The sequence below is a fragment of the Roseateles sp. Mitsp63 genome (assembly GCF_059491535.1).
In genome coordinates this window covers 4,628,546-4,641,077 of record NZ_CP168509.1, presented here as the reverse complement: position 1 = coordinate 4,641,077, position 12,532 = coordinate 4,628,546, and the positions used below count along the sequence as shown (strand labels likewise).

General features: G+C 70.8%; 12 protein-coding genes and 1 pseudogene. 5 read left to right on the top strand and 8 right to left on the bottom strand.

Annotated features, from left to right (window positions below):
- Window positions 1-25: 25 nt before the first annotated feature.
- Both ACEN96_RS20165 and ACEN96_RS20160 read right to left on the bottom strand, forming a co-directional pair.
- Window positions 26-1,423 carry an amidohydrolase family protein gene (locus ACEN96_RS20165; RefSeq protein ID WP_495584849.1) on the bottom strand — a complete coding sequence of 466 codons (1,398 nt, stop codon included), beginning with the start codon at window positions 1,421-1,423 and terminating at the stop codon, window positions 26-28.
- 3 nt (window positions 1,424-1,426) lie between these two features.
- A complete protein-coding gene (locus ACEN96_RS20160) occupies window positions 1,427-2,587 on the bottom strand; it encodes an alpha/beta hydrolase (RefSeq protein WP_495584848.1) in 1,161 nt (386 codons plus the stop codon).
- Window positions 2,588-2,724: 137 nt separating this feature from the next.
- Here ACEN96_RS20160 and ACEN96_RS20155 point away from each other — a divergent pair, with 137 nt between their 5' ends.
- Window positions 2,725-4,653, top strand: coding sequence for a DEAD/DEAH box helicase (locus tag ACEN96_RS20155; protein WP_495584847.1), 1,929 nt, complete (start codon window positions 2,725-2,727; stop codon window positions 4,651-4,653).
- Between the two features lie 46 nt (window positions 4,654-4,699).
- On the opposite strand, the gene rpoZ is transcribed toward ACEN96_RS20155, so the two are convergent.
- From rpoZ to ACEN96_RS20140, 3 genes are all read right to left on the bottom strand, one after another.
- Window positions 4,700-4,903, bottom strand: coding sequence for a DNA-directed RNA polymerase subunit omega (rpoZ, locus tag ACEN96_RS20150; RefSeq protein ID WP_058936171.1), 204 nt, complete (start codon window positions 4,901-4,903; stop codon window positions 4,700-4,702).
- 21 nt (window positions 4,904-4,924) lie between these two features.
- A complete protein-coding gene (gene gmk, locus ACEN96_RS20145; RefSeq protein WP_495584846.1) occupies window positions 4,925-5,548 on the bottom strand; it encodes a guanylate kinase in 624 nt (207 codons plus the stop codon).
- A 62-nt stretch (window positions 5,549-5,610) separates the two neighbouring features.
- Complete coding sequence (locus tag ACEN96_RS20140; RefSeq protein WP_495584845.1) at window positions 5,611-6,798, bottom strand: AAA family ATPase; 1,188 nt, start codon at window positions 6,796-6,798, stop codon at window positions 5,611-5,613.
- 65 nt (window positions 6,799-6,863) lie between these two features.
- On the opposite strand from ACEN96_RS20140, the pseudogene ACEN96_RS20135 reads away from it, so the two are divergent.
- A pseudogene (locus ACEN96_RS20135) lies at window positions 6,864-6,990 on the top strand (3-oxoadipyl-CoA thiolase); the annotation flags it as partial.
- A gap of 30 nt (window positions 6,991-7,020) precedes the next feature.
- On the opposite strand, the gene ACEN96_RS20130 reads toward ACEN96_RS20135, so the two are convergent.
- Both ACEN96_RS20130 and ACEN96_RS20125 read right to left on the bottom strand, forming a co-directional pair.
- Entirely contained in the window at window positions 7,021-7,458 is a 438-nt protein-coding gene (locus tag ACEN96_RS20130; protein ID WP_495584844.1) for an Hsp20/alpha crystallin family protein, read from the bottom strand.
- A 30-nt stretch (window positions 7,459-7,488) separates the two neighbouring features.
- On the bottom strand, window positions 7,489-7,941 hold the full coding sequence (locus ACEN96_RS20125) for an Hsp20/alpha crystallin family protein (protein WP_495584843.1): 453 nt from the start codon (window positions 7,939-7,941) through the stop codon (window positions 7,489-7,491).
- Between the two features lie 509 nt (window positions 7,942-8,450).
- Between ACEN96_RS20125 and ACEN96_RS20120 the strand changes: the two genes are divergently transcribed.
- Window positions 8,451-8,870 carry a hypothetical protein gene (locus ACEN96_RS20120; RefSeq protein ID WP_495584842.1) on the top strand — a complete coding sequence of 140 codons (420 nt, stop codon included), beginning with the start codon at window positions 8,451-8,453 and terminating at the stop codon, window positions 8,868-8,870.
- A complete protein-coding gene (locus ACEN96_RS20115) occupies window positions 8,867-10,897 on the top strand; it encodes a hybrid sensor histidine kinase/response regulator (protein ID WP_495584841.1) in 2,031 nt (676 codons plus the stop codon). Before ACEN96_RS20120 ends, ACEN96_RS20115 begins: the two co-directional genes overlap by 4 nt.
- 54 nt (window positions 10,898-10,951) lie before the next feature.
- Here ACEN96_RS20115 and ACEN96_RS20110 read toward each other — a convergent pair whose 3' ends face one another.
- The gene (locus ACEN96_RS20110) at window positions 10,952-11,758 is read right to left on the bottom strand and encodes an amidohydrolase family protein (RefSeq protein WP_495584840.1); all 807 of its coding nucleotides are present in this window, start codon (window positions 11,756-11,758) and stop codon (window positions 10,952-10,954) included.
- Window positions 11,759-11,799: 41 nt separating this feature from the next.
- Between ACEN96_RS20110 and ACEN96_RS20105 the strand changes: the two genes are divergently transcribed.
- Window positions 11,800-12,528 (top strand): GntR family transcriptional regulator, encoded by a 729-nt coding sequence (locus ACEN96_RS20105; protein WP_495584839.1) that lies wholly within the window; start codon window positions 11,800-11,802, stop codon window positions 12,526-12,528.
- The last annotated feature ends 4 nt before the right edge of the window (window positions 12,529-12,532 follow it).

Sequence of the window (12,532 nt, the reverse complement as noted above, 5' to 3'; positions counted from 1 at the left end):
TCGGTCTTGCCGTGCCTCTTCGCCCCTACGGCCGCCGGTAGGTGTCCGCGACGTCCGTCAGCAGCGCGGCCAGCGCCGCCTCGTCATGCCAGCGGCCCGCGGCCAGCACGCCGCGCGGCGCGCCCAGCGTCTTCAGGTCGTCGAGCGGATTGGCCGCCGTCAGCAGCAGGTCGGCGCGCGCTCCCGGCGTCACCGTGCCGAAGGGCGCGAGCCCCGGCTTCGTCGCCGCGATGAAGGCGCCCGCCTGCCGCGTCGCGGTCGACAGCGCCTCGAAGCGCGACAGCCCCGCCTGCGTCAGCCAGTGCAGGTTCTCGTGCAGCGCATAGCCCGGCACCAGCCCCGGAATGTCCGAGACGTCCGTGCCCGAGATCAGCGGCACGCCCGCCCGCTGCATCGCGCGCACGAAGCGCTCGAGGAAGGCGTAGCGCCGCATCAGGTCGCCCCGGCGCCGCGCGTAGCCGGACAGCGGCCACAGCGCGCGCTGCGTCGGCGCCACGAACCGGGCCTCCGGCTGCTTCAGGTAAGCGGCCACGGCCTCCGGCCGTCCCCATTGCTCGGCCAGCTTGCGGTAGGTCACCAGGTCCGCCACCACCGCCGTGCCGTGGCGGCGCAGCAGCGCCACCGCATCCGCGATCGCGGACTCCGGCGGCGCGCCGTTGGGATCGTCCTCGCGCGCCGGCGGGAAGAAGGTGTAGAAGAACTCCTCCGCATGCGCGATCAGCACCTGGCCCGCCTCGATCTGCCGGGCGAGGCCGACCTTCGTGACCCCGTGGCCCACCACCGGCAACCCCGCGGCCCGGCCCTCGCGCACCAGCGCGGCGAAGACCTCCGGCGCCAGGTTGTTGTAGACCTTCAGGAAGTCGTAGCGGTTGGCCGTCGCGAGCCGCACCGCGGCGCGCACGTCGTCTTCGGAGCGCAGCACCAGGTGGCCGTAATCCGGCGAGCCATCCACCGCCAGCGCGACGAAGGCGCGCGGTCCCGGCACCTCGCCGCGCTCGATCGCGAGCCGCAGCCGGCCGACGAAGCTGTTGCGCGCCTCGCCCAGGTTGAGCATCGTCGTCACGCCCTGGGCGAGCAGCACCGCCATGTCCTGGCGGCTGTCGCAGTGGTTGTGCATGTCGGCCAGCCCCGGCGACAGCCACAGCGTGCCATGGCCCTCGATGCGCAGCGTGCCCTCGGGCCATGAGCCCGGGATCGCGGCCGGCGCGACGGACTCGATCAGGCCGTCGCGCACGAGGACCGTCATGCCGCGCTGCACGCGTTCGCGGTCCATCGGCACGACGTTCACGTCGACGAAGGCGGTGAGCCGCGAGGCTGCCGGCGAGCTCTGCAGGGTCTGCGCCCGGAGCCCGGCGGGCAGGCCCGTCGGCAGGCACAGCGCGGCCGCCGAGCCGATCAGGAATCCACGCCGGCCGGTGCGCATCGCTCAGTCCTTCGCCAGCGGCCGCACCGCCTCGACCAGCGTGATCAGGAACTTGCCCGGCTCCTCCCACGGCACCATGTGCGCCGAGTGCTCGAAGAAGACCACGCGCTTGGCCGGCGCCTTCAGCGTCGACATCCACTTCAGCACCGGCTCGCTCGCCGTCGTGTAGTCGTGACGGCCCGCGAAGATGAAGACCGGCAGCTTCAGTTCGTCGATGACCTGCAGCCTCGCCTCCACCAGGTCCTTGATCACGCGGTCCAGCGTCAGCAGGCTGCCCTGGTCGATGTCGCCCAGTTGCGCGTCGGTGTAGTCCGGCGAAAGGCGCCCGCCGCGGAAGTAGTAGCTCGACTCGCTGCGGTAGGCCGTCAGGCCGCCGTAGAACTGCGGCCACTTGCGCGCGACGATGATCCGCTCGCGCGTGATCGCGCCGTCGCCGGGGTAGGGCGCGATGGCCTCCATTTCCTTCACCGCCTCCGCGTTGCCGGCGCGGCGCGCCGACGCGAGCCCGTACGCGAAGCTGATGCGCTCGTTCTCGCGTCCGTCGATCACCTGGCCGATGCCGACGTAGGCATGGAACAGGTCCGGCCGCGCCTGCGCCGCCTTCAGCGCGATCAGCGTGCCCCAGCTGTGCGCCGCCAGGATCACCTTGCGCTTGCCGTAACGCCGGGTCAGATGCTCGGCCAGCTCGACGATGTCGGCGACGTAGCGGTCGACCGTCAGCGTCGGGCCGACCACCGCCGGATCGCCTTCCGCGTAGGTGCGGCCGGCGCCGCGCTGGTCCCATTGCACGACGGTGAAGTACTCCTGCAGCGGCCGCTCGAACTGCCAGGCCGTCGGCGACATCGGCGACGCCGGACCGCCGTGCACGAACAGCAGCAGCGGATTGGCGCGGTCCTTGCCGCGCACGTCGATCCACTGCGGCAGGCCGCCGAGCACCACCTTCATCGTCTCCTGCACGCCGTCCGGCGTGACGATCTTCATCAGATCGGCCATGACGGCGCGGCCGCGATCGTTGGGCGAGGAGGCCGGCGCCGCAGCCGGGATCGCCGCCGGAGCCGTTGTCTGCGCGAGCGCGCCGTCGAAGGCGGGAAGGGCGCCGAGCAGCAGGGCGAGCACGGGCGCGGCGAGCGCGCGCAGGAGGGGCGGGAGGGTCGGCAGGGGCATCGTCGAGCGGGAAGAGCGATGGGTCGGGCGATTATGGGGAGCCGCCGCCGCGGGTACCGCTCGTCACGGCGCCGGGCCCTGGATCGGCCGCTATAGTCCCGCCTCCTTCGCACTTCCCGCTGTCCCGTCGCGCGCCCATGCCCATCGCCGACCTCCGCGCGGCGATCGACGCCGAGATGGCCGCGACGCCCGAGTTCTACGACTTCAAGGTCCTGCGGGCCGTGGCCGACGGCGCGCTCTGGCGCGTGACGCTCGAGCCCGGTTACGTCTATGCCGAAGGGCAGCGGCCCGGGCAGTCGTCGGCGCAGACGCTGCTCGACGACCGCCTCGAGGGCGCCGCCGCCTGGTGGGGCGCGCCGGTCAAGGGCGGCGCGAGCGTGCTCGCCGTGATGGCGGGCGACGACCAGCTCGTGCTGAAGGACGCCAGCTCGCCACCGCCCGGCGAGGGGCATCTGATCCGGCTCTATCCGCCTCGCTTCCTCAAGGCCATCGCCGACGCCTGGGCCGATGACGGCTGGGCGCGGCGCGCGGCCGCCTGCTGGCCGGGGCTCGCGCGGCCGGGCCGCGTGGCGGATGCGCCGGTGCTGGACGGCTCGCCGTTCCGGTGGCTGCGCGCGGCGCAGCGCGAGGCGCTCGGCCTGGTCGCCGCCGACAACGCCTTCCTGTGGGGCCCGCCCGGCACCGGCAAGACGACGACGCTGGGCGTGCTGCTCGCCGAGTACCTCGACCGCCGCCCCGAGGCGCGCGTGCTGCTGCTCTCGACGACCAACCACGCGGTCGACCTCGCGACGCTGGCCGTCGACAAGGCGCTTCAGAAGGGGCGGCGCGAGGCGCTGCGCGGCGCGGTGCGGCGGCTGGGCTCGCGCTTCGACGCGACGGCCTATGCGGGGCGGGGGCATCTGATTCCCGAGAGCGGCACGCCGTCGCCGCAGGTGCTGCGCGGATGCCGGCTCGCGACGATGACGACCACGCGCGCCGCGTTCACGCTCAAGACGCTGCGCGAGCTCCGCGGCGATGGCGAGCCGCCCTTCGACCTCCTCGTGTTCGACGAGGCCAGCCAGGTGAGCCTGGCCCATGCGCTGGCGCTGATGCCGCTGGGCCGCGCGCGGCTGTTCGCGGGCGACCCGCAGCAGCTCTCGCCGGTGCTGCGCAGCGAGGACCGGCTCGCGCGGATCTGGCTCGGACGCTCGCCGTTCGCGGCCATGCCCAAGGGCGCGCCCGCCGCGGGCGCGCCGGCCTCGGTGGCGATGCTCGACGAGCAGTCGCGCATGGCCGCGCCGATCGGCGCGCTGGTCAGCGACCTGTTCTACGACGGCGCGCTGCGCGTCGCGGCGGACGCGCTGGCCTCGGAGGACTGGGGCCGGGTGCGGGCCCGCGCGCTCGGCGACATCCCGGCCGACGTCCACGTGAAGGTGCATCGCGTCACGCGCGAGGGCGGCTGGTCCGCGAAGGACCGCGGCCCGGTGCGGCGCGAGTCCGCCGACGCGATCGCCACGGCTATCGCGGAGGCGCTCGCCGGCGGCGCCTGGCAGCCGGAAGAGCTGATCGTGCTGACGCCGTTCCGCGCCCAGCGGGCGCTGATCCGGCACCGGCTCGCCGCGCTGGGCGTCGACGAGCGGGTCCGCGTCAGCACCGTGCACCGCGCGCAGGGGAGCGAGGCGCCGGTGGTGTTCTTCGATCCCGTCGACGGCACCCAGCCCTTCCTCCAGACCGAGGAGGCGCGGCGGCTGCTCAACGTGGCGCTGAGCCGCGCGCAGGCGAAGGTGGTGATCCACCTGTCGTCCGCCGACCTGACGAGCGAGGTGCTCGCGCCCATCGTCCACCGGATGCGGCTGGCGGGCGATCCGCGCGAGGCGGCGCCGCTGCTGGAGCTCGCGCAGGCGGACGATTTCCCGTTCAACGCCCAGGGGCGCCGCGTCGCGGCGGGGCGGCTGGTCGGCGAGGTCGGCCGCATCGCGCCGGATGGGGCGCGCTTCTGGGTGATCAACGAGAAGAGCGGCAACGAGGTGCCCATCGACACCGCGTTCTGGCGCGAGCGCGCCCGCCAGGAACCGGCGCCCCAATGAAAAACGCCCCGCTGGGCGGGGCGTTTCGGCTCGGGTGAGGCGGGGCTCAGACCGGCACGCGGCGCAGCATTTCGACGCCGACGTCGCCGTTGGCGACTTCGCGCAGCGCGGTCACGCCGGGCTTGTTCTTGGACTCCAGCTTAGGCGCGTGGCCTTGGCTCAGCATGCGGGCGCGGTAGGTCGCGGCGAGCACCAGCTGGAAGCGGTTCGGGATCTTGGTCAGGCAGTCTTCGACGGTGATGCGGGCCATGCTGGTTCCTGCGGGAGAGGGTTATTCGATCAGGTCGAGCGCGCGGAACACGGTCGACCGGTTGCGGCGCTGAGTCGCGTATTTTAGCCGTTGCGCCTGGACGATCGCCTTCAGGTCGAAAAGCGCCGTTTCGAACACGGCATTGATGACCACGAAATCGAAGTGCTTGGCCTGGGCGACTTCCTCCCGGGCGGTCTTCATCCGCTTGGCGATGACCTGGTCCGCGGTGTCGCCGCGGCGGATCAGGCGCTGCTTGAGCTCGTCCCAGCTGGGCGGCAGGATGAAGATCAGCACCGCGTGGGGGAACAGCTGCTTGATCTGGAGGGCGCCCTGGTAGTCGATCTCCAGGACCACGTCGTCGCCGTGCGCGAGGCGGGCCTCGATGGCGGCGCGGGAGGTGCCGTAGAGGTTGTCATGGACCTTGGCCCACTCGAAGAACTCGTCGCGGCCGATCATGGCGCGGAACTCGTCTTCGGTGATGAACAGGTATTCGCGGCCGTGCTGTTCCTGGCCGCGCGGCGCGCGCGAGGTGTGCGACACGGAGACGCTCAGCTTGGCGTCCAGTTCCAGCAGCGCCTTGACGAGGCTGGATTTGCCGGCGCCGCTCGGCGCGGCGACGACGAAGAGATTGCCCGGGTATTCCATCGGGCGATTTTATGGGAGGCGACGTGAAGAGCCCGGCACGATGGCCGGGCCCAGAGGCAGCACTAGTTCACGGCCTCAAGGCAAAGCTTCAAGCCGGCGGAGCCAGTCGTCGAAGTGCGGACAGGTGGCCCGGATGGGATCATGCCGGGCCTTCCCCCAAGGAGATTCTTCTGCCACAGGTCGCCAAGGCTGTACTGGGCCAGCCATTCCTTCAGCGCGTGCACATCCAGCCTCTTGAAGCGGGAGGCGCCTTGATGCTTGTCCACGATGATCAGATCCTCCGCCTGGAACTCATCGACCAGCGCGACCGATTGCGTGGAGATGATCAGTTGCCGCGAAAGCGAGAGCGACTTCATGAGCCCGGCGAGCACCTTGACCGCGAACGGATGGAGACCCAGCTCCGGTTCGTCGATCAGCAGCGTGCTCGGCATGAGCGCGTCCGGTTGAAGGAGCACCGTCGCGAGACACATGAACCGAAGCGTGCCGTCCGAGAGCGCGCTTGCCGTGAACGGCTCGGATTGCCCGGCTTCCGTCCATTCCAGCTGGATCTTCTCCTCGTTGCCGACGATCGGACGCAGGTGAAAGTCGCCGAAGTAGGGCGCGACCAACCGGATCACCTTGACGATCCGGCCGTAGTGCTCGGGATGAACCATCTTCAGCATCAGGAGATACGCGGCCAGATTGCGAGCGTCGTCCTGCAGTCGCACGTTGTTGTTGATGTTGTGGACCTGCTTGACTCTCGCGGAGGCGCCGGTGTCGTGGAAGTGGTAGACCGTCCATGAACGCATGGAGCGCAGAACGCTGTCGAGCGCGTTGCCGGCGCCATGGCTGTCGTAGAGGTGCGCCTGGGATTCCAGGTAACCCTGGCTGGTCGCCTCGACGCCATCGAGGAGGCCGACCACTTCGCGGCTGAAGGCGAGGCGGTTGTCGGCCGTGGCCTCGAGCGAAAAGCCGTAGCGCGCGCCTTCGGAAAACTCGATGGTGCAATCGAGCAGGTCGGTGACCTTGCGTCCGAACCTCAGCACGGCATCCGCTCCGCCGGCCAGCGTGACGCTTCGCTGCAGCTGCTGCCCGATCACCTCGTTGACGAGCCGGAAGAAGCCAATGAAATTGGACTTCCCCGCTCCGTTCGCACCAATGAGGACATTGAGCGTCCGAAGTTCGAGATCACATTCACCGATGGACTTGTAGCCGCGCAGGGAAAGGCGCGAAATTCGTCCGGAATCCTGGATGTGTGGACTGGAGGTCATGCCGCATTGTCCTTCGCCGCGAGAGGACTGCCCACATGCACCTGCGCAGAACCAGAACAGCGGCCGTCAGCGGTGCCCGCCTGGTGATGACGGCGATGCCTCAGCTTCATCGCATCGGCGGGCGAGACGCGCTGTGCACCCATGTGCATCGGTGTTGGCCAGGGCATCGCCGCCGTCATCGAGCGCGTCTGACGCCGCCGTTGGCGCGCCGGGGGGGGCGCCTCAGCCAGTCGACACGGCGATTCGCCGCGGCTGCGCATGCGCCTGCTTCGGGATCCGCAGCGTCAGCACGCCGTCCTTGACGCCGGCCTCGATGCGGGCCGCATCGAGTTCGCGGCTCAGCGTGAACGCGCGGCGGAAGCGCGGGACCTTCACCTCGGCCCACAGCCCGCGCATGCCTTGCGGCGCCAGCACGTCGGCCTCGCCTTCGATCCACAGCGTCTCGCCATCGAGCCGCACCTCCACGCGCTCGCGCGGCACGCCCGGCATGTCGGCCAGCAGCGTGATCCCCGAGGCGTCCTCCAGGATCTCGACCGCCGGCTCCGCGACGGCACGGGCATCCTGGCCGGACCGGTCGGCGCGCGAGGCGGTGTCCGAGACGGCGCGTCCTTCCGCGGAGGCAGCCTCGTCGGTGCGGGTCAGTTGGGTGCGATCAGACATGACAACTCCTTCCAGTGATGGGGGATCCGTTCATTGCACGTTGATGCGCTGCGGCTGGGCCGCTTCGCGCAGGCCGACGCTCACGCGCAGCACGCCGTCGCGATAGTTCGCCGCCACGCTGCTGGTGTCGGCGTCGTCCGGCAGGCTGACCGCGCGGCTGAAACGGCCGTGCCAGCGCTCGGCGGCGTACACCTGCACCGCCTCGTCCTGGGCGCGGCGCGTGGGCTTGCGCTCGCCCGACAGGCGCAGCACGCCGCGTTCGACCGTCACGTCGATGGCCTCGGGATCCAGGCCGGGCGCGAAGGCGTAGACCTCGATGGACCGTTCGGTGCGGCCGACGTTGATCGGCGGGAAGCTGCCCGCCGCCGACGACCGGATGCCGTCGGCGAAGCCGTCCGGCGCCAGCGAGCGCGACAGCGCCTGCTGCAGCTGCGTCAGTTGATCAAGCAGGCCACGAGGCCGATGGAATGCGGAATCGAACATGAAAGACCTCCTTTCCTGGGTCGATGGAAAACGTCGGCGGGTCGGCGCCGACGCCGATGCCCCATCGGGGCGATGACCATCCCCGGGAAGGGCGCGGCCGCGCCTTCCCCGGACGATCGGATGCGGCGCCGGTCAGCGCCGCGGGGGATGTTCGGGGGACGCCGGAGACGCCGGAGGCGGGGAGGGCTCCCGCGCGAGCAGTGGCCGGGACGGCCCCTTGAGGCGCCGCAGCGCTTCGCGCGCGATCAGGTAGGCCTGAAGCTGCGGCAGGGTCAGCGGAAGGCGCGCCGGGCGCGATGGGCGCCGCATCGGCGCGCGAGAAGTCTCGGGTTGCTGCTTGGCCATGATCCAGTCCTCATCCGAATCGAGTGATGGCTTGACGAGCCGGATTTAGGAACTGCGGGCGCGGGCTTCAAGGTCTCAAAAATAAGTGGAAACCCTAATCCGCGCTGAACGCGGCGCTGACGCCGCCTTCTCATGCAAGCCAGGGCTAACTAAGATGCCCAGCCATGGAACGAGACCTTGCGGGAGCCGACCTCTCGTCTTCTGACTTCAGGCGTCTGGCGCAGGCGTGCCGGCTCGATGCACGCTTTCCGGCCACCTACGACGCGTGGAAAGCCGCGGTGGAGGCGGGGGACAGGATGCTGATCGACCAAGGCATGCCGGTCGTCCCGGTTCCGATCGATGTCGACGACTTCGTCGCGTGGTGCCAGCGTGTCGACGTCGCCCCCTGCCTGGACGGATTGCGGGCCTACCTGATCCTGATCCGGCGCCGTCAGCACATTCCAGGAACATCGCCGACCGGACCTCGCGCCAAGCGTCGCGCGGCGCAGCGCCGGGGCTCGACGGACGCCGCGGCGCACGCATGGATGCTTGCGCGGCGCGCGGGCCAGGAGGCAGGCGTTGCGCTGGAGGGATGCCGCTCATGACGCAGCTTCCGGGGCCTGGCACGTCGGACCCTCGCTGGTACCAGCGCCTGTTCGAGGCCAACCCGGTGCCGATGTGGATCTACGACCTGCAGACGCTGGCCTTTCTGGACGTCAACGAGGTCGCCTGCCAGAAATACGGCTACTCGCGCGACGAGTTCCTGGCCATGACCATCCGCGACATCCGCCCGCCCGAGGACGTGGGCGCGATGGAGCAGTCCGTGCGGCTGACGCCGGCCAAGGTCTTCAACAGCGGCGTGTGGCGGCACCGGCTGCGCGACGGGCGGCTGATCTATGTCGAGATCACCTCGCACGAGCTGACCTACAACGGCCGCGCCGCCCGCTTCGTGGCTCCGCTGGACGTGACCCAGCGCGTGCTGGCGGAGGCCGCGCTGCGCGAGCGCGAGGCCGGCTTGAGCCGCGCGCAGGGCATGGCCCGGCTGGCCCATGTGGTGACGCGGCCCGATGGGGGCTTCGAGAGCTGGTCCGAGACGCTGCCCGTGCTCGCCGGCTGCGCCCCCGAGGCCATGCCGCGCAGCAACGCCGACTGGCTGGCCCGCCTGGTGCATGAGGAGGACCGCGGCAAGTTCAGCCACGCGATGGCCCAGGCCTCGCACACCGGCGCCAAGGTCGAGGCCGAGTACCGGCTGGTGCAGCCCGGCGGCGAGGTGGTGCACGTGGCCCAGGTCATGGAGCCCATCACGCGCTCACCGGTCGTGGGCGGCTCGCTGTGGTTCAGCACGCTGCAGGACGTCACCGCGCAGAAGGCCGCCGAGGCCGCGATGCGCGATCTCAACGAGGAGCTGGAGCGCCGCGTCGCGCTGCGCACCGGGCAGCTCGAGACCAGCAACCGCGAGCTGGTGGCGGCCACCCGCGCGGCCGAGCGCGCCAGCCAGTCCAAGAGCGAGTTCCTCACTCGCATGAGCCACGAGCTGCGCACGCCGCTGAACGCCGTCATCGGCTTCTCGCGCCTGCTGGCCGAGCCCGGCCACGGCTTTCCGGCCGAGCGCCAGGCCCAGTTCAACGCCCACATCCTGCAGGCCGGCGAACACCTGCTCACGCTGATCAGCGAGCTGATGAACCTGGCCCGCATCGAGGCCGGCAAGGTCGAGCTCGACCTGCAGCCCCTGCCGCTGCACGCCGTGCTGGCCGAGTGCGCCGCGATGATCGAGCCGCAGGCCCAGGCGCGCGGCCTGAAGACCCGTTTCGCCACGCCGCCCGAAGGGCTGGCCGTCGTGGCCGACCGCACGCGGCTGAAGCAGGTGCTGCTCAACCTGCTGTCCAACGCGGTGAAGTACAACCGCGCCGAGGGCGAGCTGACGCTGACCTTGCGGCCCGCCGGCCGCCAGCACGTGCGCATCGAGGTGGGCGACAGCGGCCGCGGGCTCACGCCCGAGCAGGTCGCCCATCTCTTCGAGCCCTTCAACCGCCTGGGCCGCAGCCAGGAAGGCCCGGGCGCCATCGAGGGCACCGGCCTGGGGCTGGTGGTCAGCAAGCATCTCGTGGAGCTGATGGGTGGCCGCATCGGCGTGGACAGCACGCCCGGCGAGGGCAGCAACTTCTGGATCGACCTCGTCGTCAAGGAGGGCGGCGAGGACGCCGCAGTGACCGCCGCGCCCGTGGCCCGGCTGCCGCAGCCCGCCGCCGACCTGCCCGGCCACCACACCGTGCTGCTGGTGGAGGACGATCTCCCCAGCCAGGAGCTCGTGCGCGCGCAGCTGTCGCCGCGCGAAGACCTGCGCCTCATCACCGCCAGCAACGGCCGCGAAGGCGTGGCCCTGGCCATCGCCCATCGGCCCGCGGTCATCCTCATGGACAACTGCATGCCCGAGCTCACCGGCCGTCAGGCCTTCGAGCTGCTCGCGCAAGACCCGCGCACGGCCGGCATCCCGGTCGTCGCCGTCAGCGCCGGCGCGGAAACCGCGGCGGCCAGCGATGCCGCCATCCCGTGGTTCCGCCGCGTCGCCAAGCCCTTCGGGCACGGCGACCTGCTGCAGGCGATCGATGCGGCGATCCACAAGGATCGCTGAGCCGCCACCCAGACCGTCCCGGCGGCGCGGAGGCTTGCAGCGCGGGGCCGCGGGTCAGAAGCGGTAGAGCCGCTCGGCGTTGCGCCGGAACACGTCCTCGCGCTCTTCGGCTGAAGGCAGCCATTCGGCGATCCATGCCGGCGAGGCCGACCTGGGCCTTTCCTGCTCGTGGGCCGTGCAGGGCCAGTCGCTTCCCCACACCAGCCGTTTCGTCCCGACGAGATCGCGCCATCGGTTGGCAAGCTGCAGGGCGGAGGCGCCGGCTGCGAGCCGATAGGGCGCGCTGAGCTTCACATGGAGCCGGTCCGCCTGGCTCGCGGACAGCCTGCCCAACTCGTCGATCGCCGCGGGCTTGCCAAAGTGATCGACGACGACGATCAGTTCTGGCGGGATCTGCTCGAGCACCTCGGTCATGCGGCCCGGCTCGGTGTGGATCTGCACATGCCAGTCGAGCGCCACGAGGCGCTCGAGCAGCCGCAGCTGCCCGCGGCCAAGAAGCGGGCTCTGGCCGGCCAGGTTCAGCCGGATGCCCCGCACGCCCTGGGCGTCCATGCGGCGCAGCGTCTCGGAATCGACGTCCGGCGCCACGACCGCCACCGCGCGCAGCTCCTCAGGGAATGCGCCAAGCAGATCCAGGAGGTGGGTGTTGTCCACGCCAAGAAAGCTCGGCTGGACGAGCACGCCCCGTGTCACGCCGTGTGGCCTCACGGCCGCTCGCCAATCCTGCAGCGGGGCGGCATAGCCGGGCACGTACCGGGCCCCTTCGACGCCGGACGAGACCCGTGGGAAGGCGTGGAAATGTGCGTCCACCACGCCGGCGCGGGCCATGGGGTTGACGTCAGGGGAGGGCGTCGGCATCATGCGGACGAATTCTAGTCCTATAGAGGACTAAAGGAAATGGCTTGATTCCTTCGAAAGTCTCCGCATCCGGCGTCAGCCGCTACGCGCAGCTGGCCGGCGAGCTTCGTCAACGCATCGTGGGCGGCGAATGGGGGGCGGGGACGCCAATCCCGGCCGAGACCGACCTCGCGCAGCAGTTCGGCGTTGCCCTGGGCACGGTCCGACAGGCCATCGCCATGCTGGCGGCCGAAGGCCTCGTGCAGCGGATCCACGGCAAGGGCACCTTCGTGACCCAGGGCTTGACCGGGGCCTCGCTGATGCGGTTCTTCCGTTTCCGCGGCCCCGCCCGCGAGATCCCGGCTTCCCGCATTCACCGGTGCCAGGCCGTGAAGCTCAGCGCGGCGCAGGCCGAGGCGCTTGGACAGGAGCGGGGCAGTCAGGGATTGAAGATCCGGCGCGTTCGTCTGATCGAGCACAAGCCGGTGCTCGCGGAAGAGATCCTTCTCCCGCTGCCGCGCTTCGCCGCGCTGCGCGACATCGCGACGGCGCAGTGGGAAGCTCTGCTCTATCCGATGCTCGCGCGGGTCTGCGGGGTCACCGTCGCCCGCGCCAATGACGAGCTCAGCTTCGGATGCCTGGACGCGGCCACCGCGGCGCTGCTGGCCTTGCCGGAAGGCGCGCCCGCCATCCGTGTCGAGCGTCAGGCCTTCGATCTGGCCGGCCAATGCATCGAGCTCCGCACCACCTGGGGCGACGCCACCGCTTTCCACTACAGCGCCGAGGTGCGCTGAATCC